Here is a 26,388-nt window from a genome sequence, read left to right on the forward strand (position 1 = left end):
TCATCCCATATTATCTTTAATCATATAATATTTGTTTTGGTTTTTTATTGTCAAATTTAGATGTTAAACCATCATAATATGCATTTGTAAAGAATTTTATTCTTCTGTATTTATGGTCATCAAAAACAATGATTCCTATTAGGGTCATTATATAGTTTTTTATTATTGTTGTATATAGTGATAGTTTATTTGTTGAATATTTTCGTCCTATCCATATTAAATTTCTTTGCATATAGTAGTTTATCCATAATTTATCGTAGGGCCTGCGGTTTGCTGTAACGCCTAGTACTGTTTTTTTGTATGTTCCTTGCACACTTCCTTCTGCATGTTTAATTATGCTTTTATTTATTAGTTTAATCTTTCCAGTTGTTCTTAACCGAATACAGTATTCTAGGTCATCTGTATGTATGAAGAATTCTTTTTTGGGATAACCTATTTTTTTTATTGCATCTTTCTTAACTAATAATCCTACAAATGATGCCATGTCTATGTCTTTTACCGGTACTTTTGTATCCTCTGAAGTTATATGTTCCTGTATAGGCAGTCCCTGATTGAAATTAAAATATCCTCTGTGATGATATAGGATATTATTATTCAAATCTACTTTTAAGCTTGCTAATGCAACAGTATCCTCTAAGTCATAGTAAGGTTCTAAATTTTCTAGGCATGCTGGTGTTGGAAATGCATCATCATCCATTATCCATACCCAGTCATAATTATCCTCATATGCTTGTTTTACTCCGTAGTAGAATCCTCCTGCTCCCCCAATATTTTCAGGTAGATGAATGTATTTGATGGTTATTTGTTCATATTCCGTTGATGATGTCCATATATTATTTTCTAGTTGCGGTGTTGTTTTTAGATAGTTATGTTTTATTAATAGTTCAGGAGTGTTATCTGTTGAATTATTATCTACTATGTATATTGCCTGTGGTTTTAGTGTTTGATTTACTAGTGATTCTATGCATTTTATGAGCAAATCCTTTCTATTATATGTTACTACTACTGTACATACAGTGTTTTCCATTTTCTTTATTCCTTATTTAGTTTTTGATGCCAATTCCATGCTGTTTCTACTATTTGATCTATGTCCGTGTATTGAGGATTCCATCCTAATACTTCTTTTGCCTTTTTTGAGCTTCCTATTAATATTGCAGGATCCCCTTCTCTTCTTTCTGATGCAGTTACTTTGAAATCTTTTCCTGTTACTCTTTTTACTGATTCTATTACTTCTCTTACTGAGAATCCCTGGCCGTTTCCTAGGTTAAATTGGTTGCTTTTGTTGTTTTGTTCTAAGTATTTTAGTGATAGTATATGAGCATCTGCCAGGTCAGTTACATGTATGTAATCTCTTATACATGTTCCATCAGGTGTATCATAATCTGTTCCAAAGATTTTTATATCTTCTCTTTTTCCCATCGCTGCATCCAGTATTAATGGTATTAAATGTGTTTCTGGATTATGCCATTCTCCTATTTCACCAGATTTATCTGCTCCAGATGCATTGAAGTATCTTAATATTACTGATTTTAATCCATATGCTTTATCATAATCTTTTAATATTCTTTCTACCATTAGTTTTGTCCATCCATATGGATTTATTGGATTTTGTGGATGGTCTTCCACTAGTGGTATTTTTTGTGGTACTCCGTAAGTAGCACATGTTGATGAGAAGATAAATTTCTTAACATCATGTTTTAACATGACATGTATTAAGTTCATTGTGTTTAATACATTGTTATGATAGTATTTCTCGGGATTTCTCACTGATTCCCCCACATCTATAAATGATGAGAAATGCATTACAGCTGTAATATCATATTTATTAAATACCTCATCTACATCATCAATATTATTTAAATCACAATTACAAAATGTACCCCATTTAATTGATTCTTCATGTCCATAACTTAGGTTATCTAAGATTACTGTCTCATATCCTTCTTCGTTTAAAGCTTTATTTACATGTGAACCTATGTAACCGGCTCCACCAACAATTAATATCAAAATATCACCAAGAAAAAAATTTTAATTAATCAAATAAATATTATAAAAAAATTATAAAGAATATTCTACGCATAAATTAAGCTTAAATAGTGTAATACTCACCATCAGCTCTTTTCACACGTTTTAATAATTGTTTATTTTCCAGAGCTACTGTAATATTATATGTTCTCTTAGTTGACAATCCTAATTCACCATACAGCAATGCTCCCTCTAAAATATATCTAGGTGCATATCCATCATATTGAGAAATGACATCCTGAATAATAACATAAGCTTCCTCTTCAGTTTTATTCAGCATATAAGTCTTCAAAGCAGATTTATCTTCAACAATTTTAACTTCAACGTCAAGGTCATTATATGTGACCATCTTAGTATCCTGGTCAACAAATATAAAATTCTTCTTTTGAAGTGAATTTAATAAATCAACAACTTTGGTTTCAGATAAATCTAAAACATCCCTAATAGTATCATATGAAAGGCTTTCAGGATATTTATCAAGATTATTTTTAATAAACATCAATATACGATTCTCTTGTTTAGTAATAATTTGCAATTAATACACCTAACTATATTATAAATAGTAATTACTTATTAGTTATCTAATTTATAATTAATAATTTTATTCAAAAAAGAAAAAAAATAATCTTCAATAAAATAAACTAGTCTCCCTCTTTACTATAATAAAAAATATAAATCAATAAAATAAACAAAATACGAAATAAAATAATTAAATATATATCTTAAAAAAATGAGAAATAGAATCATGATAAATTATAAATATAAAAAGGAATAGGGGGTAATAGAAACATGTTAGAGCCATTATATGAGAAAACAATACAAAAAAAGAAATCAATCAAGAAATACTTTGATAATATTCAAGATAATATTGACATAGAAAAAGTAAAAAAATCATACCACGAACAGGAATTTACCAAAGAAAATCAGGATAAAATATTTGCCGCTATAGACGGAAGTTTTAATAAAACAAAATTCATGGCATGCTTCATATATGCTATAGAAAGTCAAACCATAATCTCAATACCTGATGAAGGAATAAAGAAAGAATCGCCATCAGGAGATATCGACATGGTTTCCACAATCAGAAGCAGAACAATAGATAGCATCCTATCCCAGCACATGAACATTCTCGAGCTAAAAAGTACAATAGACACCCTACAGAAATATCCTGAAATAGATTATATGTTAATGGATGGATCTATACGTGGAACACTAATGAATTACTCCACTAACTTTGAGTTACCCTCTCTTGTAACAAGATATCTCAACTCAAAAATTAAAGAAATCGTGCCAATATTAGAAAAAGGTAGTTTTCCAATAGAAGTAACGACAAATACATTAACAGAGGAAATATTATATGAAGTACGGCTATCATTAGAAAAGAATAATCCTGAAATAGATATAAATGAAATACGCTCTGAAGTACTACGATACTTTGAAGGACTAGAACAATTAACATGTATAAACTATCTTTTAGAACATTACAAAGAAAAAATAATATGTATCTCTAAAACAAGCAGTACAAAGGACTTTTTTAATGAAAACATACCTGATGCAGCAGTACTTGAATACACATGTGAAAATCCGGGATACACTTATTTAGATCATAAAGAAGACAACAGACTAGTACGATATGATTCAGAAAATGAAATTATACGAAGAACAAACTATCCAATATATCCTGAACTAAGTGACAATACATTTACAATATTCTTCACACGTTTAGATAAACGAGCAAATGTTTTAAAAATAGAAATACCTAATAAAATAGATAAGAATGATACAGAGAAAATAGAAGAAATATTGAATGATTTACACAGTACATGTATAAATGGATATCCCTACATTCTTAAAAAGGCACATGATGAAGTAATAATTAAAAATACTGACATGAACAATATCATAAATAAACTAGAAGTATTTGAAAAAACAGGACGAGACATGCTAAAATAATATATTAATATAAAAAAGTGATAATATGGTAGAAACAATAGGAAGATGCTTAGGCGAAACAAGTCCAATGAAGGTAGACTTTGTATCTAAGAAAACACCAACAGTAGGCGAATATGTATACCTAAAATATAACAATCAAATAGTACTGGGAATGATTGACTCATTATTTAGGGGAAGTACAACTCTGAGTAATGATATATTAAATCCTGAGACAATAGAAAAAATATTAAAAATAGAAGGAAACATTGACCACTACGTTAGAGGTTCAGTAACAATACTTGGTGACAAAGATAAATTACAGATTCCTAAAACACCGGCACCACCAGGTACAGAAGTAATAAAAGCAGATGTTGAACTACTAAAAGAGGTATTTGGAAGATCAAATGGTATAAGAATAGGTTCCATATTAACAGAACCAGAAGTCCCTGTAATGTTAGATGTTAATAAAATGGTATCACGTCATCTTGCAATACTTGCTATGACTGGTTCAGGAAAATCAAATACAACATCCATAATCATAGACCAATTACTAGCAATAGGTGGTACAATGGTTGTATTTGATATGCACTCTGAATATGGAAATGCAAAATTCCCTAATGGAGAAATAAAAGAAATAGCACCACAATTAAATCCAAGAGACCTTGACTTCAATGAATTCAAAGAACTAGCAGTTATAAACGATAATGCAGTAAATCAAGAACGTTATCTAAGAGATGCATATGAATATGCTGATGATTTAACAACTGAGGGAGAATCAACTAATTTCATTGAAACTATGGAAAGTAAGTTAAATAGTATAGAATTAGAACTTGAAAATGAAGGTACTCAAAGTGAAAAAAACACTGTTAAACAAGTACTGTACAAATTAAATGACCTTAAACGAAAATACAAAAAAATACTAAATTCAACAGATGTAGCAGATATTGTAAGCATATTAGAACCCGGAAAAGCTAACATCATAAGATTAGGTTCCATTGATGAAAGAGCTACAGACATAATAGTAAAACACGTGCTAAGCAAAATACTATACAGAAGAAAAAATGCAATAAATAATCCTAACGCAGAAACACTAGATTTCCCCGTATTCTGTATAATAGAAGAAGCACACATGCTAGCATCATCAAGGAGAGGCACCAGATCCAAATCAGTTATTGGAAAAATAGCAAGAGAAGGACGTAAATTCGGAGTAGGATTGTGTTTAGTAAGCCAAAGTCCTAAATCACTAGACAGTGAAATATTATCACAAGTCAACAATATGATAATCCTAAGACTCATAGAACCAGGTGACCAAAGACACGTACAAGAAAGCAGTGAAAGCCTAAGCGAAGACCTCCTAAACCAACTGCCAGCACTAAATATTGGAGAAGCAGTAGTACTAGGACAAATGACCAAACTACCAACCATGGTTAAAGTAGATGAATTCAAAGGTAAAACTGTCGGTAACGACCTAAATATTACAGATCTTTGGATGAAAAGTAAAAGAGAAAGAGAAGAAAGTATTAAAAAAGGAATAAATGACATAGACGAATTAGGAATATAAACATGACAACAAAAATTGCACATTTAGCAGATACACATCTAGGCTACAGACAATATGGCCTACTAGAAAGAGAGGAAGATTTCTATGATGCATTCAATAAAATAATAGATGATATTATAGAAAAAGATGTAGACTACGTAATTCATGCAGGTGACCTATTCGAAACACCAAAACCACCTATAAAAGCATTACTTGTAGCACAGGAAGGATTTGAAAAATTAAGAGCACATAACATACAAGTATATGTAATAGCAGGAAACCATGACATCATGCAAAGACGTAAAACATCCCTCCCCCAAGAATTATATAAAAATGAAAATTTTCATATATTAACAAGCAAAGCAAATAACTACATACTAGACAATAACATCTTTCTTGGAGGATTACCATATATTTCTAAAAATAATGAAAACGCTGTGAAAGAACTACTAAAAGAAATAACCGAGAAATCAAGAAATTATCCCTGGAAGATACTTATGCTACATGGATCAGTACGTAAATACTTCGATTTTGAACCAGAATTCGAATTAGATACTATACCCGAAGGATATGATTACTACGCTATGGGTCATCTACACAAGAGAATAGATGATAAATTCAAAGAAGGAACACTAGTATATCCGGGGTCAACAGAAATACGAACCAAAGATGAACTAGATAATTATCATAAAAAAGGTAAGGGTTATACATTAATAACAATTGATGACACAATGAAACATGAATTTATCAACATGGAACTGGAACGAAAATTTATCGTGAGAAATATTCAATATCCTAAGCTAGATGAAGAGCTAGAAAGTATACAAAAAGAAATAACAACCATATTAGAAAAAACAACAAAAAAACCTGTGGTAGACCTTAAAATCTATCATGGAAACTTTGATAGGTCAGACGTAGTGGATAAAATATACGCTGCATTAGAGGATATAACATTAACAATAAGAATTAGCTATGAATCCCTGGAAAATAGTGTTAAATTAAATGAAAATATTGAAGATAATTTATTAACACCAGAAAATGCTATAAAAGATAGATTAACAGAAGAATTTAACAATGAAGCAATATCAACATTAGGACTTGAACTATATAAAAACTTATCAACACAAAATATTGAAAAAGCACAGGATATTGCAGAAGAATACTATGAAAAAAACTATCATGAAAATAACAATTAGGAGAATATTATGATAATAAACAATATACGATTAGAAAACTTCAGATCCCACAAAAATACTGAAATAGATTTTAATCAAGGAATTTCATTAATACTCGGAGAAAATGGTGCAGGAAAATCAAGTATTCTCGAAGCTATTAGCTACACATTATTCAAAGATACAAATAGTAAAATAGATGATTTAATACGTAAACCTCAAGATGATAATGACGTAATAGACAAAATGCTAGTTACTATAGAATTTAGACACAATGGTATAAACTACCAAATTAAACGAGGAAAAAGAAAAAGCTCATCTATTGCTGAACTCAGATACGAAGAAAATAATAAATTCGTATTGAAATGTAAGGGAGATCGTAACGTAACAAAAGACATAGAAAACATTCTAGAAATGGATTCTAAATCATTCTTAAATGCAATATACATAAGACAAGGTGAAATAACAGATTTAATAGAAAAAACAGCATCTGAAAGAAAAGAATTTATCACCAAACTATTAAACATTGATGCACTAGAAAAAGCATGGGATGAAATAAAAAAAATAATAAGCATATATGAGGAACAAAAAAACATTAACGAAGGGAAATTATCAAGATATGATGAAATAACAAAATATAGGGAAGAATTAGCACTAAATATCAAAGAAAACCAAGCACAAATTGCAAAAAATAAAAATCAAAAAGAAATACTAGGAAAAAAATTAGAGGAACTTGAAATTCAAGTTAAAGAAATAGAAGATACTAAAAATAAATACGAAAAATTAAACAACAATCTAACTGAAAAAACTAATTCAATCACTCAATTAAATCGAATTAAAGATAATTATGAACAAGATTTAGAAAATATAATAGAATCCGAAAAAGAAATACAAAAATTGGAAAAAGAAATAAAACCATTACCTCAATTAAAAGAGTTAAAAGATCTAAAACAAGACATAGTTTCCTATGAAAAAGATTTAGAACAAATCAGACAAAATATAACAAAAATAAAAGAAAATCAACAGACAATCCAGAACACCCAAGAAGATTACAACAAATACCACCAATTAGAAGAAGAAAAAGAAACAATCACTAACCAATTAGAAGAATTAAGAAACAAAGATAATGAAAACACTACTATAACAAGTAAAATAGAAAGTAAAGAGGAAGAGAAAGCAAGATTAACGAATGAAATAGGCAATACATCAAATTATGCATATTCCTTATTTAATGAACGTTCAACTGATCCTGAGGAAATACAAGAAAAAACTAGAAATGAAAAAACAAAAACAGATAATTCAATAGATATCATCGACAGAAGCATTACTAAAAATAAGGAACAATTAAGTTCATTCCAAACATCCCTTAGAAATACGAGAAAATCACTTGAAGAACTAGAAAAAACAGAGGATAAATGTCCTATCTGTCAGTCAGATATACCTCATGAAAAACACATGGAACTATCACAAAAATATAATGATGACATAGTATCATATGAACTAAGAATTGAAGAACTGGAAGAAGCAAATAAAAATCAGGAAGAGAAATTATTAGAATTAAAAGAATATGAAAAACAATTAGATAAAATCAACATTCCCTTATTAAAAGACCAATACGAAAACTTCAAAAAGATAGATAAAGAGATAAAAGAATTAAAAACACAGATACCATTCATTGAAAAAATAAAAAATGAATTAACAATAAAAAATAGGGAATTGGAAGAAACTAAATCACAAATTAACTCTTTAAAAGAAGATTATGAAAAACATCAATTTGCACTTAATCTAGTTAACAAATTACCATCTTTAGATGAAGAAACAAGAAAACAAGAAGAAATTGAGAGTCAACATAAAAATTTAATAAATAAATCACGCCAAATCATGACAATGGTACATGCAGGTGATGATTTAAATAGAAGAATCCAATATTTAGAAAAACAAGAAAACATGTGTAATCAATTAAGGGGTAAAGTTCAGGACAAAGACAATAAGATTAAACAAAAAGAAGAAATCACCAAGCAAATTAATAATGAAAACTATAACCTTAATAATATTAAACAGGAATTATCAGATTTATCATTCAGTCAAGAAAAATATGATTTAATAAATAACAAATATAGATCATGTGATGAAAATATCAAAGAATATACTCAAATAATAATACAGGAATCAACATCATTAACAAAAGACCAAGAACAAGAAAAAAAATACTCTGAAGAACTAGAAGAATTAGATAAAATAAAAAAAGAACAAGAATATCTTACAGATTATATAAAACTATTAAATGAAATACGGGACACATACAGTAAAGATGGAGTTCAAAGAGATTTAAGAAGTGCTGTAAGACCTCAAATTGAAAAGAATACCATGGACATCTTCGCAGAATTTGGATTTAACTACTCTGAAATAAACTTGGATGAAGATTATAATATGACCGTGAAAACTAAAAATGAAATATTAGACTTAAATATGCTTAGTGGTGGAGAAAAAATCGTAATGGCATTAGCCTTAAGATTAGGTATTGCAAAGGTCATATCACAAAATAAAACAGAACTATTAATACTTGACGAACCTACAATACATCTTGATGCTGAAAGAAGAAGCGATTTAATTGAAATTATCCGTAGTATTAACATTGTACCCCAAATGCTAGTTGTTACTCATGATGATGAAATGGAAGCATTATCTAATAACATTATCAAAATTAGCAAAATAGATGGAATATCTAATTGTGAAATAAATTAAAAATATATTATTTACTATTTTTTTATCTTTTTTTTGATTATTTAAAGTGGTTTTATAAAATTAGTTGATTTTTAAAATAAACCTTAAAAAAAATTTTTATTTAGGGTTATTATGTTATTCATAAAAAAAATTAATTAATTAGTATAATATTACACCAATGAATCCCTTATTCAATGGTAACCCCTTTACATATTACACTAATATCTTATACTTTAATCTACTAAAAAAGGAGATTAAGAGAAACAATTTACATTATATTGTATTTTTGAAGTAATAAGAATTCATCAGTGGTTAATTTTTTACCGTCTTTGAATTTTTGGAATATTTCTTCTGCTTCTTCTTTTTCTCTTAGATTGTTCTCTGATTTATCCTCAGATTTTCTTCCTCTGGATTTGGATTTTGCTTGATCCATGTATTTGTTTACTTTTCTGATTTCATTGAGTTTTGCTTTTACTTCTTCGTGTTTAGCTGTTGCTGCATTTCTTGAGTTTATGAAGTCTTGGTGTTTACCATCAGCTTTCTCTCTAATTCCATCAATTTTGTTAAAGTATTCAATCATTTCTTCGTGAACTGCTTGTGCTTTATCAGATAATTCTACTACTTGTTGGTGGTAATGTTCTGATTTTTCTTTTAAGTCAGCTGCAGTTTTCTCGTCTTCTTCATCACTTTGGATTTGTTTGAGTTCTTTTGTTAGGTCAGATACTCTTTTTACGAGTTCGTTTTCTTTTCTGATATCTAATACTTTTGTTTGTATTGTTTTATCAATTTTGTTTATTTCTGCTTGGATGTTTGCTTTTTCTTTTTTGCTTGAATTCCATCCTATTTTTTTGAGCTCTTCATTGCATTGGTTTCTTAGAACTTTGTTTTCATGTACTTGTTTGTTTATTTCGTCTCTGGTATTTCTTTTATCTAATGCTATTTTTAGAGTGTCTTTGAGTTCTTGGTTTAGTTCATCTCTTTCTTTTCTGTATTCTTTTGTTTGTTCATTCATGTGATCTCTTGTGTTTTTGAGTTCAGTGAGTTCTGATTCTAGTGTTCTTTTACATTGTAATAATTGTTGGAAGTTTAGTTTTGAGTAGTCGATTGTTTCTTTTTCTTCAGCTGCCTCTTCTGTTTCATCAGATTCTGTTTCATTAACTTCGTCTGATTCTTCTACTTCTTCCTTGTTTTCTTCTGTTGTTTTGTTTTCTTCAGTAGTAAGCTCTTCTGGTTGTTCTGTTGTTTCCTCTACTACTTCTTCTTTAGTAATTTTTTCTTCATCTGCCATTATATCCAGTACCTTCCTTAGGTCTTTTTCGTTAATTAAATAATCAGCGTTTTCTTTTAAGATTGGTTTTGCATTGAAGGCTATTCCCACCTTCACATTTTTTATCATTTCAAGATCGTTTGCACCATCACCTATGGCTACACATTCATCTAGTGTGATGTTTAAATCGTCTACTAGTTGTCTTAAAACATCAATTTTATTTTGTGTTATTAGTGGTCCTGAAACTTCTCCATTAAGTTTTCCATCCTCGACTCCGAGTGTATTATAAAATGCATAATCAGCATTGATTTTTTCTTTTATTTTTAGAGCTATTACATCAAAGCTTCCTGTGATAATTGCTATTTTATATCCCTGTTTTTTTAGTTCTGTTGCAGTTTCTACAGCACCTTTGTTTAGGGGTACTTTTTCCATTACCTCATCAATCTCATCAATGCTTATACCTTTTAGTTTTTTTACTCTTTCCCTTATGGATGTTTCAAAAGGAATTTTTCCTTGCATTGCTTGTAGTGTTATGTCACTTATTTCGTCTTCAATACCTTTTAGTTTTGCTATTTCATCTATTGTCTCTGTATCTATTAAGACATTATCTAGATCAAATACTACCAATTTAATCAAAAAATCACCGATTTTTAATATAAATTAAATAAGAATGATTACATTAAAGGGCATAAAATTATTAATATCCTTATTTTTCTTAGAATTTAATTTAAAATTATATTCATAGTTATTTATATTTATTCTAATAATTTTATTTTTCCCTTTTTTTATCAGCCTCATTTTCTTCTGTTATTTATTATGGAGTTTATTTTGGTGGTTATTTATTTTAGAAGATAAGTAAATTATCTTTTAAATTTAGATTTTTCTCAGAATCTATTCTTCTATTAGGTATAATTCTGTTAAACGTTCTTTGGTTTTTTGTACACCTAATAATGCTTGGTCTGCTGTTTTTGCACCAGTGCATACAACTTTTCCAGAACCAAATAATAATAATACTACTTTAGGATCAGAAAGACGATATACTAAACCAGGGAATTGTTCTGGTTCATATTCAGTATTTTCTAAATCTAAAGCTACTGCTTCTAGGTTTAATACTTTTCCTAGGTTTGCTGATGCTACAATATTCTGGATTTTTATTTCAAAATCTTCAGGTATTTCTGTATCTAATTCTCTTATTTTATCTACAGTTATGTGGATTGCTTTTTTTGAGTCTTCTATACATTTTGCACCAGTGCAAACTAGTTTACCAGATCCAAAGATTAAAGCAGCAGTTTTAGGATTCTTAAGTTTGAATACCAATCCAGGGAATTGTTCTAAATTGTATTCAACATTCTCTAAAGCTGGTGCAATTCTAGGTAATTCTAATGATTTCCCTAATGTTGCTGATGCTACAATGTTTTCTACTTTAATTTCTACATCTGCCATTATTTCTCCTCCATTTTTAGTATATATTTTAGTATTATTCTATATTAAAGAAGGATTACTCTTTTATAAATAGTTAAAATTAAAAGTTATATAATATTTATAAAAATTATTTCTTAGAAATTATTAATTCTATTAATAAGGGGTTTAAGAAACTATATAATCACTCTTTTTTTCTATTTTATCATGTTTAAAAAAAATAATACTAAAATCACATATTATGTATTTATATATGTACTTTTTTACTTTATAAATATAACTATTAAAAAGTATAATAAATAATTTTATAGAATAAATATATTATTAGTGATAAGATGATAGAAGTTGAGATGAAAGCTAAAATTAATGATAAAGTAAAAACTCTAGAAAAAATTAAAGAAATAGGCGGAACTTATTCTCATACCGAAAAACAGCATGATATCTATTTTAATGCTCCAGACAAGAATTTTAAAGAAACTGATGAAGCCCTACGTATTAGAGAAATTCCAGAAGATGATGATTTTAAACGTATATTAACATATAAAGGTCCTAAAATTGATCCTAAAAGTAAAACAAGAAAAGAGATAGAAGTTGAAATAGCTGATACAGATAATATGGTGGATATTCTTGTTAATTTAGGATATAAGCCTGCAGCAATTGTTAATAAAGTACGTAGAATATTTATTTATAATGAGTATACTGTTACATTAGATAAACTAGATAAATTAGGATATTATATGGAGATTGAATATGTAGCTAAAGAGGGTAGTGATATAGAAGAGATTAGAAATAATATATATAACGTCTTTGAAAAGTTAGGAATAACGTCAGGCTTTGAAAGAACTTCCTATCTTGGCTTACTCGAACAATTAGAATAAATACTATTAATAGAAAAAACAAATATAAAACATATAACTTGGTTAAATAAAATATTAATTAATTTTTTTTGATAGGAATATAACAATTATTATTTTTTTTACAATCACTCCAAAAAAAATCTAAATTGCATAAGAGGAGGCAATTATTACATGGATAGATTTGTAAGTATATATAATGATAAAGTGGAGTACGATTTACCCGACAATATAAATATATATGATACAACACTTAGAGATGGAGAACAAACACCAGGCGTTTTCTTCTCAATTGATGAAAAAATAGAAATAGCACATAAACTAGATGAATTGGGAATACCTCAAATTGAAGCTGGTTTTCCAAGAGTATCTGAAAATGAAAAAGAAGCAGTTAAGAGAATAGCAAACGAGGGACTTGATGCAAGCATTATTTGTCTAACAAGAACAAAAAAGGAAGATATAAATGCTGCATTAGATGCGGATGTAGATGGAATAATAACATTCATGGGATTATCTGATTTACATTTAAAAGTTAAGATGAAAAAATCCCGGGAAGAAGTTAATCAGATATGTATGAATGCTGTAGATTATGCAAAAGATCATGGATTATATGTAGCTTTCTCTGCTGAAGATGCAACAAGAACAGAATTACCTAAATTAATAGACATATATAAACAAGCAGAAGAACACCATGCAGATAGAATACATATTGCAGACACGACAGGTTCTATAAATCCATTTGCAATGCGATATCTAGTAAAAAATATTAGAGAAGCAATCGATATTGAGATAGCATTACACTGTCATAATGACTTTGGAATGGCCGTAGCAAACTCCATTGCCGGATTAATGGAAGGTGCAACATCAATATCCACCACAGTAAATGGTATAGGTGAAAGAGCAGGTAATGCATCTCTTGAAGAACTAATAATGAACTTAAAACTTTTATACAACAAGGATTTAGGATTTAATACAGAAGTAATTCATGAACTATCACAGCTTGTATCTAAATATAGTGAAATACCTATACCTGACAGTAAGGCTATTGTAGGAAATAATGTATTTAGACATGAATCTGGAATACATGTTGATGCAATCCTACAGGATCCACTTAGCTATGAACCATACCTTCCAGAAATGATAGGAACTAAAAGACAAATTGTTTTAGGAAAACACTCTGGTAAAGCAGCAGTAGCTGAGAAACTTAATACTTTGAATATTGAAGTAGATAACGGAAAATTATTAGAAATAGTAAACCTTGTAAAACAGGAACGAGAAAAAGGTGAAGATATAACTAATGATAAATTTGATGAAATATTATTAAAAGCAAATATTCAAAGATGAGGATTAATATGAACATAACCGAAAAGATATTAGCACAACATTCAGGAAACGATGAAGTTACTCCTGGAGATACAATAAATTGTAACATTGATGTAGCAATGAGTCATGATGGTACTAGTCCACCAACAATCAAGGTATTTGAAAAAATAGCTGATAAAGTATGGGATCCTGAGAAGATAGTACTTGTATTTGACCATAATGTACCAGCAAACACCATAGGATCTGCTGAATTCCAGGAAGTAGTACGAGAATTTGGTAAAAAACAGGGCATACCTAACATGTATATACAAGGTGAAGGTATATGTCACCAGGTACTTCCAGAAATGGGACATGTAAAACCTTCTACAGTAATGGTGGGTGCTGACTCACACACATGTACATATGGTGCCTTTGGAGCTTTTTCCACAGGACTTGGAGCAACAGACCTAGCAATGGTATATGCAACAGGAAAAACCTGGTTTAAAGTACCAGAATCCTATAAAATAAATGTAAATGGTACATTACAAGAAAACGTGTACTCAAAGGATTTAATACTAAGAATAATAAAAGAAATTGGTTCTTATGGTGCTACATATAAAAGTCTAGAATTCCATGGAGATACCATAGATAATATGTCAGTTGATGGAAGATTAACAATGACAAACATGGTAATAGAATGTGGTGCTAAAAATGGAATCATGATACCTAACAAGCAAACAAAGGAATACCTTGCTCAAAGGGGTATAACCGATTATAAAATCACAACCCCCGATAAAGACGCACAATATGAAAAAGAGTATGACTTTGAAGTGGATGATTTACAACCACAAATTGCATGTCCGCATAATGTTGATAATGTAGAAGATATAGACAAAGTAGAAGGTACTCATATTGATCAAGCAGTACTAGGTTCATGTACCAATGGCCGATATGAAGACCTTGCACAGGCAGCTGACGTTCTTAAAGGACATAAAGTTCACGGAGACGTACAACTACTAGTATTCCCAGCATCACGTAAAATATATCAACAAGCCATTGAAACAGGTATTATTCAAACACTTCTAGAATCAAATGCAATAATATGTAACCCTGGATGTGGACCATGTCTTGGTGCTCACATGGGTGTAATGTATGATGACATGACCTGTATATCTACCACTAACAGGAACTTCCTTGGTAGAATGGGTAGTGCTAAATCATATGTATATCTATCAAATCCAGCAGTAGTTGCAGCTTCATCAATTACTGGTGAAATCACAGACCCTAAAAACTTATAAATAGTTTTTTTATTACTTTTTTTAAAATTTTTTTTATTGAAAATTAGTTCTTAATATTATATTAAATCATTAGTAAACTCCTTAAAAAAGAGAAAATGAATGGAAGTTTATTGATGTATTTTTAATCTTATTGATATTCCTTGATTTTTTGTTTCATATGATTAATGATATCTTCACGTACATCATCATGAGTTAATGCCATGTCAATGGAACTTTTTAGCCATTCAATAGTGTTACCAATATCATATATTGTTCCCTCGAATGTTGTAGCGTATACATTCTCCTGATTATTAATTGCATCAGTTAACTGTATTTCTCCACCAACACCAGCATCAATTTCATCTAATTGATCAAATATATCTGGAGTTAATATGTATCTACCAGTTATACCAAGATTTGAAGGTGCATCTTCAAGTTTTGGTTTTTCCACCAGATTATCTACCTTATAAATATTATTCTCTATACAACTTCCATCTACAATACCGTATCTTTCAATTTTATGTTCAGGTAGTTCTTCAATTGCTATTGTAGATCCACCATATTTATTATATACGTTTAACAATTGTTTAATACAAGGTGTTTGTGAGTATGTAATTGTATCTCCAAGAAGTACTGCGAATGGTTCATCACCTATATGTTTTTTTGCACATGAAACAGCGTCCCCTAAACCTTTTTGTCTTTTTTGTCTTACATAATATATATCTGCCATGTCTGTAATTGATTGTACTTCTTCTAGGTATTGATATTTTCCTTTTTCATTTAAATGATATTCTAATTCAAAAGACCTGTCAAAGTGGTCTTCTATTGAACGTTTACCTTTACCTGTAATTATTAGTATATCATCTATACCTGAATTTACTGCTTCTTCTACCACGTACTGTATTGTTGGTTTATTAAATACAGGTAACATTTCTTTTGGTTGTGCTTTTGTAGCTGGTAAAAATCTTGTACCTAAACCTGCTGCTGGTATTACTGCTTTCATATTTTCTTTCCTCATAAATTAATTATTGAATTTTCACCTATTACAAAACTACGTCCTTTTGGATAGGTTGTTTTATCTGAAATTATTTTTGAATTTTGTCCTAGAAGACTTTCAGTTATTCTCTTATCTGATTGTATTATTGAGTTTCCAATAATGATTGATGAATCTATCTCTGATTCTATTAGTTTTGTATTATCACCTATAGATGTATATGGGCCAACATAACCTTTTATTTCACAGTTTTTTCCTATGATTGCAGGTCCTTTTATTACAGAACCAGATTTTATTATTGTATCTTCACCAATGATTACTCTTCCTTTGATTTTTACATCATCTTCTATTGTTCCTTTGATATCTGTTTGTATTGATTCTAGAATTAACTGGTTAGCATCAAGTACATCTTCTGGTTTTCCTGTGTCTTTCCACCATCCTTCAACTACGAAGGAATCAACATCATAGCCTTCATCGATTAGTTTCTGGATAGCGTCAGTAATTTCTAACTCATTTCTCCAAGAAGGTTTAATTTTATCTATAGCATCAAATATCTCGTTTTTGAATAAGTATATTCCGACTAATGCTAAGTTACTCTTCGGATGCTCTGGTTTTTCAACTAAATTAATTATTTCACCATTATCATTTAGTTCTGCTACACCAAATTGTCTTGGATCAGGAACTTCCTGTAATAATAATCTTGATGCAAATTTTGATTCATCAAATCCTTTTACAAATTCCTCAATTCCTGATTTTAGTATATTATCACCTAGATACATGACAAAAGAATCCCCATCAACAAAGTCTTTAGCTGTTGCTGCTGCATGAGCTAGTCCTTTTGGTTCTCCCTGCATGATATATGTGATTTTTACTCCAAATTTAGACCCATCACCTAAGGCATCTTTTATTTTATTAGGCATGTTGGTTCCTAGGATTATTCCAATATCAGTTATTCCAGCATCTCTTAAATCTTCTATTGCATAATAAATTACTGGCTTATTTGCTATTGGAATTAATTGTTTTGGACCTGTATGTGTTAATGGTCTTAGTCTAGTTCCATGTCCACCAGATAAAATAACTCCCTTCATTTCTAATATCTCCTAATATTCTTAAAAAAATTCTTTTGAGAATTTATTTAGTTATATAAGATATATTTTAATTCAATATTATTATATCTTTTAAAATCTCCATTTTAAGAGAATAATTTTTAATTTCTATATAAATAAGTTAACTATTTAAATATTTTTATATAAAATAAAATAAACTATAATAATTCTTATATTATAAATTATATTATCAATAAAACAAAAGGAGGTAAAAATATCAAAACAAGAAAAACATTGTTATTCTTAATTCTATTAACAACTGTTTTATTATCCATAACATCAATATCTGCAGAGAATACTAATGATACTAATACACTACAAGATAATAATCATCATATACAACCAGTCACACAGCAAAGTAATACTACACAAATTCAAAACACGAAATATGTCCAAAATAATACTAAAAACCTGAAAAAAGAAGAAAGTAACGATATTTATATTGATTCATCATCCACTAATCAAGTTGAAGATGGTACAATTGATAATCCATATAAAACAATAACAGAAACAATAATAACAAATAACAGTAAATTACATGTTAACACGGGCACATATTATTTAAAATCAATGAATATCACAAAAAACACAACAATAATTGGTCAAAATAGAAATAGTACTATATTCATAGCAAATGATACTAGTAGTATATTCACCATATCAGATAATAATCAATTAACCCTTATTAATATAACACTGAAAGATTATGAATCCAGCACTCAGGCAGCAATCACTAATAATGGAAATTTAACTGTTAGAGATTCATGTTTCCTAAATAATACTGGTTTAGAAAGAACATCTAAAGGCGGAAGCATATATAATACTGGCATATTATATGTAGAAAACACGGACTTTTCAAGTAATACCGCTTCATGGGGAGCTTCAATATACAATAATCGTGGAAGAACTACAATTAGAAACTCAAATTTCACGAAAGATAATACGTATAATGTTGGAGGATCTGTGTATAGCATACGTGGAAATCTCTTAATACTAAATTCAAATTTCAAAAACAATTCAGCTGTAAGTGGTGGAGCAGTTTATAATGCATTTGGAAATGTGACAATTAACAACACGTTATTCTTAAAAAACCAGGCTGCATCCTTTTATGGTGGTGCCTTATATAGTACAGGTATTGTAAGAATAACAAACAGCCAATTCCTATATAATCATGGTACATATAATGGTGGAGCAATCACGAACACTAATAATTTCACTGCAATAAATTGTACATTTGAATCAAATAGTGCTGGAGAAAGTGGTGGAGCTATAGAAAATATTGCATGGACTGCTACTGAAAATGGAAATTTAACCTTGATTAACTGTAATTTTACAGAAAATAGTGCAACTGTTAATGGTGGAGCAATAGCTAATCTTAACACAACACCTGTTGAAGGAAATTATGGTACTATCACTGCTAGAAACTCAGTGTTTAGATTAAATACTGCTGGAGAAAAAGGTGGAGCTATATGGAATGAACAATATATTAATTTAGAATACAATGCATTTATAGGTAATGAAGCTGAAACTAATAACACAATATATAGTAATAGTTCATTAATTAAATCAATAGAAAATAATTGGTGGGGTAACAATAATCCAAAATGGGATAAAATAGGAGTAATCCCTGATCATTGGGTTGTTATGACATTTACTAATACCACACCACTAATTGAAAAATTAGATACAACATTATTAGTAACAATTAATTCATTAAATAACGGTGATAAATTAAGTTCAAACATTCCTATAAGAGAAGTTGTATATATTGCTAATAACACAGTTTTTACAGAGAATTTTCAGAATATTAATAATCAAACAATAAATACATGTAAACCAGAATATGAGAATATTAGTGTATTAATTGATGATCAATTATTAACATTGACGCCATTGGAAGCTAATATAACATATATTCTATTAGATAATAATCAGACAATACAGTTTAATATAAATCTACCTAACAATATTAATGGTAAAGCTTCTATTAAAATTAATGGTAAAACCATAATTAATAAAGTAAAAGTAGTTAATGGTAAAGCATCAGTAAAATATGCTATACCTACATCATGGGGCAATAAAAATTATACTGCAACAATTGTATTAAATACAATTAATGATAAGAAATTATCCAAGAATATTACAATAACTATTCCTAAACGTAGTGTAACAGCTAAAATTACCATAAAAAATACCACTGCTATTAGAACAGGAGACACAATTCAAATGATAGCTGATGTAACCTGTGGAAATAAAAAGGTAACTAACGGAAAAGTTTCCTTTAAAATTAATGGTAAAACTATTGCATCTAATGTTAGAATAGTTAATGGTAAAGCTATAATAAATTATACTATTCCTCAAAATTTCAATCCTAAACAATATAATGTCAGCATTGTTTATGGTGGAGATAATAACAAATATTCATGTAATAACAAGACTATTATGACAATTTCAAAACAAAATGCACATGTAACTCCTAACAGTACATTGTATTTAATGAGTGATAGTGGTGTCAGCATCACTATGGGTGTTCTTGATTCACATAATAACTATGTTTCACAGGGAAAAATATGTTATAAGATTAATGGTAAAACTATAAAAACTAATATTACTTTAACTGATGGTGTATTTACATTTGAATATGTAACACCTGCTGTAAAAAGTGGTCAGACATTAAAACAAACATTAACAATTAGAATGGGAGCAAATAAAAAATATAATGCGATGACTATTCGTATTCCTATTGTAATTAGTTAGGTATTGTTAAAGTAGTTAATAAAAAACCTTTCTTTTTTTATTCTTTTTTAAAAAAAATATTTCTATTTTTAATTAAAATAAGTTATCTCTTTTTGTGAAAAATAAGTATTTTAGGATATATGTCTTAATAAAAAAAAGTATTAGAATATAATATTATTTTTTATATTCTAATGTGAAAATTTGGTAGTCGCAAATTTAGATGGTTTGGTAACTCCTCTTAATTCTTTACTCCATGTAGGTTTCTTTGATCCCCAGTAATTATTTTGAATACTGTTTCTAGAACCTGATATAGCTGTAATACTATTACCTACACCAGTAGCATTATTTGATATGAAGTTTGTTCTTGAAATGGTTATTTTATTCATGTTTGCTATTGCTCCACCACCAATATATTTACCTGTTACTTTATTTGATGTGAAGTCACAGTTTGTTATAGTGGCATTAGAGCTTGTGTATATTGCTCCACCAATAGATGTATTTTTTGAAGTCACTGTGTTTTTATTGAATTTACATTTAAGTACTGTTAAGTTACCAGTTTCAAAGTATATAGCTCCACCGAAGGATGTTTTTTGTGTTGCGGTAAGTGTATTTGAATTAAATATACAATTTACAAATTTTGAATATGCATAGTATTCTTCTATAGCACCACCTATAACTGATTTAGATTTTGCTAGGTTAGATGTGAAGTTTGTATTATATATATCAGATGCTGCATATTGTATGTACATTGCACCTGCACCTGCAACTGTGTTTCCATATGCCTTGTTTGATTGGAACTTAGTTTTGTTGATATATAAACCAGCACCTAAACTATTTATTGCTCCACCTATTCCAATATTAGTACCACTCACATAATTATTTAGGAATGTAGATGATGTAATTACAATATCACCATAGGCAGCTTTTATTGCTCCACCTAATACCATTTTACCAGTGGCTCTATTGTTGTTAAAGGATGCTGAATTAATTACTAAATCTCCATCCTGCATATATATAGCTCCACCACCAGTTGAATTAGTACCTTTAGCTGTATTGCCTGTGAACCATGCTCTATTAATATTTGTTGTGTTGTTTATTAAACGTAAAGCTCCACCTTCACCATTACTATTTGATACTGCATTATTTGTAAATGTTACACCAGTCAGGTTTAGAATACCTAATGAATATATTGCTCCACCAGAATATGCTCCAGTAGCTGTGTTATTTATAAACTTTACACCTGTAATATTTAATTTACCATATGAGACTATTGCACCAGCACTTCTATTTGCTGATGATTTACCATTCTTAATAGTTAAACTTTTTATTGTAATATGTGTATTGTTTGTAGTTACTGTAAATATAGGACCCTTGCCATTACCTGTTATAAATGTCTTAGTTCCACTTCCAATAATCTTAATAGTTTTATTTAAGTATATATTGGAAGCTGAATAGGTACCATTAGTTAAGATAACAGAACCATATGTGCTTACATGTCCTACTGCATAGGATACTGTTCTGAATGGATGATATTTATCACCTATGTTAGAGTCACTGCCCTTAGGACTGACAAATACCGTGCTTAAACTTGAAACAGTAAGGTTATTTATTGTGTAAGCTGATGAGTAGTATTGGTTAGCCTGAAGTTTTGCTAGATATTTTAATGTTAAACCGTTGTACTTATTTGGTGGCCTGTAGGATATACTGGCTACACCCTTTTTAACTGTTGCTTTACCAATAGTAGTACCGTTTAATGTAAATGTTACAGTACCATTCTCTGCATGATGATTTGTTTCATCAAGTATTGTTACTGTAATTTTAGCAGTTTTACCTATAGTTACATATACTGCATCGGAGACCATTCTAGCATTTAATCTTGTTACATTCATATAATTCAAATTATAACTGGAATAATATGCATTACTTCCAAGGTATGTTGCATTAAGTCTGTATGCTCCTTGTTTCATGATTCCAACATAGTATGTTAAGTTTGCTGCACCATTTTTAACAGCTACTTTTCCAACATCTTTTCCATTTAATGTAAATCGTACATATCCACCATTTACATTTAATTGATTTTTATCTTTTACACTAGCAGAAAGAACTACCTTTTTACCAATTTTTGCATCAACGTATCTTGCAGTTGTTACTGTACCAATCTTATTGATGGTTAATTTACCATTATTCTGAGAGTCAGCATATTTCCAGTATCCCTGATAAATACAGGTTATATTATATATTTTTGCACTGTTTACTTTAGGTACATATGTATATAATGCATGTCCTATAGACACATTTTTTCTAACTGTGGTAACTCCATTGATTTTGAATAATACAACTCCTTTTAATACATTATTACCATTTTCATCAATGACTGTTGCTGTTATTGTTACTGTATCATTTATTTTAGCGGATATCTTTGGAACTTCTACTCTTGTAGATAATTGTGTTAATTTTAATGTAGCATTAGTTCTTGTTGAATTAACAGTACTTGTTTCTCGAAGTACTGCCTGAACACTATATTCTTGATCATCAAATTGATATGGTATTACATAATGATATACGGCATATCCTGTTTCGTTAGTTGTGATATTACCAATCGTGTTTTGATTAATTTTATATACAACTAATGCATTACTTACTGGTCTTCCTAGTTCATCAATTACCCTTGAAGTGAATGTTGTATTAGAACCTGCTTTAGAAGTTATATTTTCTGTAGTTAAATTAGCATTTAACTTGAGAATGGTTAATCTTGATCTTACTGTACTATTTGAATACTTATAGTTACCAGCATATATCACTTGTAACCTATACACTCCTGGCAGTCTTGTAGCATTGGCGTTAAAATTATATATTGCTGTTCCATTTACTATTTCTACAGTGGCAAGTTTTGTTTTATTTAATCTAAATTCAACTACACCTTTAACATCTGGTGCCATGTGTGCTACTATTTGTGTTTGTGATAAGTATTTTACTGTTATATTATCTACAGTTATCTGTGGGTCTACATTAGTTTCTTCACTTGTTAATGCAATGAGTGTACTTACATTTACTGGTTTATATTTAGAATCACCAGAATAAGATAATGTTAAATTATATGTTGGATCATTATAATATTCAGGTACCTCGTAAGTGTAAGTTAGTAATGTTGAGTTAATTGTTATATTATTAGATATTATTTCATTATTTATCTTAAATACAACTGTTCCTGTAGCATCTGATGGAACTATAGCTACAAATGTAGTGTTAGTACCAGGTTCCATAGGATTATCACTTAAACGAATGTCTGGGTCAATTCTTGTTTCATTTGATGAATCATTTGTTTTAATAGATTTACTCTCTAAATTACTTGCATTTCTAGAATCATATATACTTGATTTACTTTTAAGAATGTCTTTACTAGTATTCTGCTTGTTTGATACATGTGCTATCTTGTTATCATTTGAAGTGATGTTATAATTATTATTAACTTCACTAATTCCAATATTTGAATTTATATTATTATCATTTGAAGATTCGATATTTGTAGTATTAGTACTACTTGAATCAGCTGCAGATATTGCAGTTATAGATATTAATATGAATAATATTGTTAGGGAAGTTAAAATAATATGACTTCTCTTAATAGAAATACTTTAACCTCCTTTTTAGTTATATAGAAGAATATTAAAACATTTAATGAAACTCAAGTAAGTTCTGATAATTATTCTTCATATTACATAATATAATTTAAGAATTATATATTTATATTCATTTTATATTGATTAATTTAAAAATATAAAAATTAAAAGCAGAACTAAGAAAATAGTAAATTAATATCCCGTATTTTTAAAATTAAAATATATTTGAATCGATTATTCAATAATACACGAATAAATAAAATTTATATTAATTTCATTAAAATAATAAGAATAATATTAATATTAAAAAACAAATAAATATAACTTTATGAAAATTAAAAAAAATACTATCATAAAATGAATATATTCTATGATATATTTTACATCTTTTTTTATTAACAATGAAAAAGGAGGGAAATATAAATGCTAGAACAATTCTGGCAATATGGAATATTAGCAGCAGTTCTAATATTTGGTTTGAAAATAGGATTAGCTCTAGGATTTTCAGGTATTAAAAAAAGAAATGTATACTTAATATTAGTTGGGTACTTCGTAGGACTTGTAGTACTATCATACATAGTACAACCATACACCAAAGAACTATATAATTTTGTATATAATTATACCAGTTACATCTTCGCAGTAATTGCAGCAGTAATTCTTATAACTGGATTTAAAACTGTATATGACTGGAAAGTAACAGGTAAAGACGTTGGAAGCAGTACATGTATGGCAGTAGTTGCGCCATGTCCATGTTGTTTTGGTGCAATATTAACTTCAATATTACTAGTATCTCCAATGGCTGGTGTATCATCAGTATCTCTAGGATTATTGTCCTCAGTTGCATTAGTAGCTGTGATGGGAATAACCTATGCATTGTCAACTAAAATTGTGAAAAAAATTAATAAACCATATCCTATTGTATTAGGAAATTTCATGATTTTTATTGGTTTATACTTCTGTCTATGCTTATTAATACTACCTAATATTTCATCATTAACATCAGGATCAGCAGTACAAATTCAATCATTAACTGATATAGGTTATATGCTAATTGCAGTGATTGGATTAGTAATACTCGGCATTATATATACTAAAAGAAAAAGCGATTTAATAGAATTCTAATAATAACTAAGAAAATAGGAGGAATTACATGGCCAGTACTATACCTGGAGGAGATATTCTAACAGGAATATTGAATGTTGTCGCACAAAGTCTGTTACTTCCAGTATTAGTCTTACTTATAATATTTATAATATTTGCAATAATAGAATTAGGAGCTATAATTGCAGAATATACTGGACGTAAGAAAATAACTGCAGAAGAAAGAAGTAATATAATTAAAGACATAGCAAAGTGTAATACACAAGAAGAGATATGCGACACTATTAATAAAACAAGACTAATCAAAAAAGATAAAAAAATGTTATGTGAAATAGCATCTCTTGATAAAGAACAATATAATAAAGAAACCCGAGAAGTGTTAGCAAGAAATCTTATTGAAGACCAAGAATTCAAAATAATGAAAACATTAGAAAAAGATGAAATAGTTGCTAAAGTAGGTTCAGGTTGTGGATTACTAGGTACTATTATACCTATGGGTCCAGGACTAGCAGCTCTAGGTGCTGGAGATATGATGACATTAACAACTAACTTAACAACAGCATTTAACACAACTACTGCAGGATTAGCTGCAGGTACATTATGTTTCGTTATTGCAAGAATTCGTAGAAGATGGTACGAAGAGGATTTAACAGCATTATATGATATCGGAGAAGCTATTCTTGAGGTGATGTAATGTCATTAAGAAGAGGAAAACTACGCTCTGGTGAAGATTTAGATCCTATGTCATCAGCAGTAAACATGACTGATATCATGTTAGTATTAGCAGTGGGTTTTCTAATATTTGCTGTGATGTCTACAGGAGCTCAAAATATGAACCAAGCAATGTCTCAACAACAGTCCATGCAACAGCAACAACAATCAATGCAACAACAGCAGGCTCAAACTACAGAATTAGATAATAATCAAACACAACAATTAAATGAAACACCTGAAAATGTAACTAAATCTGGTTCAGGATACCAGGAAATGGGAAAAGTTTATCAAGATCCTAGTACTGGTAAAATGGTTATGGTGAGTTCATAAAAAGTAGGATAAATCCTATCACCACCTTTTTTTATTTTATGAGAACTAATTTTTATACTTTAGAATCATATACTATTTTTTTTAAATTGCCTATCCTACTTTTTAATCATAATTATTTATTTTAATTAATTTTGACTATTATATTATATTAAATTTAATTTTAATATTTATATAGAAAAATTAATTAATTCGTTTAAAAGAAATATAATATTATCATAAATAATCATTAATTTTATATTTATGACAATTATGAATAAAAAAAACGGTGAAAA

At 29.0% G+C, this 26,388-nt stretch carries 20 protein-coding genes; 12 read left to right on the plus strand and 8 right to left on the minus strand.

The genetic code is table 11. The features are described 5' to 3' along the window. Positions 1-16 precede the first annotated feature (16 nt). From OTK55_RS00345 to OTK55_RS00355, 3 genes are all read right to left on the minus strand, one after another. Positions 17-1,027, minus strand: a complete 1,011-nt coding sequence (locus OTK55_RS00345) for a glycosyltransferase family 2 protein (RefSeq protein WP_274869885.1) — start codon at positions 1,025-1,027, stop codon at positions 17-19. Between the two features lie 5 nt (positions 1,028-1,032). Continuing rightward, positions 1,033-2,007: a UDP-glucose 4-epimerase GalE gene (galE, locus tag OTK55_RS00350; protein ID WP_274869886.1), complete on the minus strand. Its 975-nt coding sequence runs from the start codon at positions 2,005-2,007 to the stop codon at positions 1,033-1,035. Positions 2,008-2,089: 82 nt separating this feature from the next. Further along, positions 2,090-2,560, minus strand: a complete 471-nt coding sequence (locus tag OTK55_RS00355) for a hypothetical protein (protein WP_274869887.1) — start codon at positions 2,558-2,560, stop codon at positions 2,090-2,092. 254 nt (positions 2,561-2,814) lie between these two features. Between OTK55_RS00355 and OTK55_RS00360 the strand changes: the two genes are divergently transcribed. Genes OTK55_RS00360 through OTK55_RS00375 form a run of 4 tightly spaced genes read left to right on the plus strand, consistent with a single transcriptional unit; the run spans position 2,815 to position 9,414 of the window. Next, positions 2,815-3,978, plus strand: coding sequence for a DNA double-strand break repair nuclease NurA (locus OTK55_RS00360; RefSeq protein WP_274869888.1), 1,164 nt, complete (start codon positions 2,815-2,817; stop codon positions 3,976-3,978). 25 nt (positions 3,979-4,003) lie between these two features. Continuing rightward, entirely contained in the window at positions 4,004-5,518 is a 1,515-nt protein-coding gene (locus OTK55_RS00365; protein WP_274869889.1) for a helicase HerA domain-containing protein, read from the plus strand. A gap of 2 nt (positions 5,519-5,520) precedes the next feature. Beyond that, on the plus strand, positions 5,521-6,693 hold the full coding sequence (locus OTK55_RS00370) for a metallophosphoesterase family protein (protein ID WP_274869890.1): 1,173 nt from the start codon (positions 5,521-5,523) through the stop codon (positions 6,691-6,693). A 9-nt stretch (positions 6,694-6,702) separates the two neighbouring features. Then, the gene (locus tag OTK55_RS00375; RefSeq protein WP_274869891.1) at positions 6,703-9,414 is read left to right on the plus strand and encodes an AAA family ATPase; all 2,712 of its coding nucleotides are present in this window, start codon (positions 6,703-6,705) and stop codon (positions 9,412-9,414) included. Positions 9,415-9,661: 247 nt separating this feature from the next. On the opposite strand, the gene serB is transcribed toward OTK55_RS00375, so the two are convergent. Both serB and OTK55_RS00385 read right to left on the minus strand, forming a co-directional pair. Further along, positions 9,662-11,296, minus strand: a complete 1,635-nt coding sequence (serB, locus tag OTK55_RS00380; protein WP_274869892.1) for a phosphoserine phosphatase SerB — start codon at positions 11,294-11,296, stop codon at positions 9,662-9,664. Positions 11,297-11,551: 255 nt separating this feature from the next. Next, a complete protein-coding gene (locus OTK55_RS00385; protein WP_274869894.1) occupies positions 11,552-12,103 on the minus strand; it encodes a TATA-box-binding protein in 552 nt (183 codons plus the stop codon). A 311-nt stretch (positions 12,104-12,414) separates the two neighbouring features. Here OTK55_RS00385 and cyaB point away from each other — a divergent pair, with 311 nt between their 5' ends. The 3 genes from cyaB (at position 12,415) to hacA (ending at position 15,533) form a co-directional block, all read left to right on the plus strand. Beyond that, positions 12,415-12,957, plus strand: a complete 543-nt coding sequence (cyaB, locus tag OTK55_RS00390; RefSeq protein ID WP_274869895.1) for a class IV adenylate cyclase — start codon at positions 12,415-12,417, stop codon at positions 12,955-12,957. A 150-nt stretch (positions 12,958-13,107) separates the two neighbouring features. Next, positions 13,108-14,277, plus strand: coding sequence for a homocitrate synthase family protein (locus OTK55_RS00395; RefSeq protein ID WP_274869896.1), 1,170 nt, complete (start codon positions 13,108-13,110; stop codon positions 14,275-14,277). A gap of 8 nt (positions 14,278-14,285) precedes the next feature. After that, entirely contained in the window at positions 14,286-15,533 is a 1,248-nt protein-coding gene (hacA, locus tag OTK55_RS00400) for a homoaconitase large subunit (RefSeq protein ID WP_274869897.1), read from the plus strand. Between the two features lie 127 nt (positions 15,534-15,660). Here the strand turns inward: hacA and galU are convergent, their stop codons facing one another. Next, positions 15,661-16,515: a UTP--glucose-1-phosphate uridylyltransferase GalU gene (galU, locus tag OTK55_RS00405; protein ID WP_274869898.1), complete on the minus strand. Its 855-nt coding sequence runs from the start codon at positions 16,513-16,515 to the stop codon at positions 15,661-15,663. Positions 16,516-16,526: 11 nt separating this feature from the next. Next, positions 16,527-17,594: a glucose-1-phosphate thymidylyltransferase gene (locus OTK55_RS00410; RefSeq protein ID WP_274869899.1), complete on the minus strand. Its 1,068-nt coding sequence runs from the start codon at positions 17,592-17,594 to the stop codon at positions 16,527-16,529. A gap of 252 nt (positions 17,595-17,846) precedes the next feature. On the opposite strand from OTK55_RS00410, the gene OTK55_RS00415 reads away from it, so the two are divergent. Then, complete coding sequence (locus OTK55_RS00415) at positions 17,847-20,369, plus strand: Ig-like domain repeat protein (RefSeq protein WP_274869900.1); 2,523 nt, start codon at positions 17,847-17,849, stop codon at positions 20,367-20,369. Between the two features lie 167 nt (positions 20,370-20,536). Here OTK55_RS00415 and OTK55_RS00420 read toward each other — a convergent pair whose 3' ends face one another. Next, positions 20,537-23,611: an autotransporter outer membrane beta-barrel domain-containing protein gene (locus OTK55_RS00420; RefSeq protein WP_274869902.1), complete on the minus strand. Its 3,075-nt coding sequence runs from the start codon at positions 23,609-23,611 to the stop codon at positions 20,537-20,539. Here OTK55_RS00420 and OTK55_RS00425 point away from each other — a divergent pair. From OTK55_RS00425 to OTK55_RS00440, 4 genes are all read left to right on the plus strand, one after another. Continuing rightward, the gene (locus tag OTK55_RS00425; RefSeq protein ID WP_274869903.1) at positions 23,592-23,807 is read left to right on the plus strand and encodes a hypothetical protein; all 216 of its coding nucleotides are present in this window, start codon (positions 23,592-23,594) and stop codon (positions 23,805-23,807) included. The two genes, OTK55_RS00420 and OTK55_RS00425, sit on opposite strands and share 20 nt — an antisense overlap. A 584-nt stretch (positions 23,808-24,391) precedes the next feature. Beyond that, on the plus strand, positions 24,392-25,093 hold the full coding sequence (locus tag OTK55_RS00430) for a DUF2162 domain-containing protein (RefSeq protein WP_274869904.1): 702 nt from the start codon (positions 24,392-24,394) through the stop codon (positions 25,091-25,093). Positions 25,094-25,121: 28 nt separating this feature from the next. Continuing rightward, the gene (locus tag OTK55_RS00435; protein ID WP_274869905.1) at positions 25,122-25,766 is read left to right on the plus strand and encodes a MotA/TolQ/ExbB proton channel family protein; all 645 of its coding nucleotides are present in this window, start codon (positions 25,122-25,124) and stop codon (positions 25,764-25,766) included. Further along, complete coding sequence (locus tag OTK55_RS00440; protein WP_274869907.1) at positions 25,766-26,116, plus strand: DUF2149 domain-containing protein; 351 nt, start codon at positions 25,766-25,768, stop codon at positions 26,114-26,116. Before OTK55_RS00435 ends, OTK55_RS00440 begins: the two co-directional genes overlap by 1 nt. Positions 26,117-26,388: the final 272 nt, after the last annotated feature.

Origin of the sequence: Candidatus Methanosphaera massiliense (assembly GCF_028890305.1) — an archaeon.
Lineage (GTDB): Archaea > Methanobacteriota > Methanobacteria > Methanobacteriales > Methanobacteriaceae > Methanosphaera > Methanosphaera massiliense.

What these genes read in the sequence shown, in the direction of transcription:
- OTK55_RS00345 (WP_274869885.1), bottom strand. Translation starts at nt 1,027, where the DNA reads ATGGAAAACACTGTATGTACAGTAGTAGTAACATATAATAGAAAGGAT.
- OTK55_RS00360 (WP_274869888.1), top strand. Translation starts at nt 2,815, where the DNA reads ATGTTAGAGCCATTATATGAGAAAACAATACAAAAAAAGAAATCAATC.
- OTK55_RS00365 (WP_274869889.1), top strand. Translation starts at nt 4,004, where the DNA reads ATGGTAGAAACAATAGGAAGATGCTTAGGCGAAACAAGTCCAATGAAG.
- OTK55_RS00370 (WP_274869890.1), top strand. Translation starts at nt 5,521, where the DNA reads ATGACAACAAAAATTGCACATTTAGCAGATACACATCTAGGCTACAGA.
- OTK55_RS00375 (WP_274869891.1), top strand. Translation starts at nt 6,703, where the DNA reads ATGATAATAAACAATATACGATTAGAAAACTTCAGATCCCACAAAAAT.
- OTK55_RS00385 (WP_274869894.1), bottom strand. Translation starts at nt 12,103, where the DNA reads ATGGCAGATGTAGAAATTAAAGTAGAAAACATTGTAGCATCAGCAACA.
- cyaB (WP_274869895.1), top strand. Translation starts at nt 12,415, where the DNA reads ATGATAGAAGTTGAGATGAAAGCTAAAATTAATGATAAAGTAAAAACT.
- OTK55_RS00395 (WP_274869896.1), top strand. Translation starts at nt 13,108, where the DNA reads ATGGATAGATTTGTAAGTATATATAATGATAAAGTGGAGTACGATTTA.
- hacA (WP_274869897.1), top strand. Translation starts at nt 14,286, where the DNA reads ATGAACATAACCGAAAAGATATTAGCACAACATTCAGGAAACGATGAA.
- galU (WP_274869898.1), bottom strand. Translation starts at nt 16,515, where the DNA reads ATGAAAGCAGTAATACCAGCAGCAGGTTTAGGTACAAGATTTTTACCA.
- OTK55_RS00410 (WP_274869899.1), bottom strand. Translation starts at nt 17,594, where the DNA reads ATGAAGGGAGTTATTTTATCTGGTGGACATGGAACTAGACTAAGACCA.
- OTK55_RS00420 (WP_274869902.1), bottom strand. Translation starts at nt 23,611, where the DNA reads ATGGAACCTGGTACTAACACTACATTTGTAGCTATAGTTCCATCAGAT.
- OTK55_RS00430 (WP_274869904.1), top strand. Translation starts at nt 24,392, where the DNA reads ATGCTAGAACAATTCTGGCAATATGGAATATTAGCAGCAGTTCTAATA.
- OTK55_RS00435 (WP_274869905.1), top strand. Translation starts at nt 25,122, where the DNA reads ATGGCCAGTACTATACCTGGAGGAGATATTCTAACAGGAATATTGAAT.
- OTK55_RS00440 (WP_274869907.1), top strand. Translation starts at nt 25,766, where the DNA reads ATGTCATTAAGAAGAGGAAAACTACGCTCTGGTGAAGATTTAGATCCT.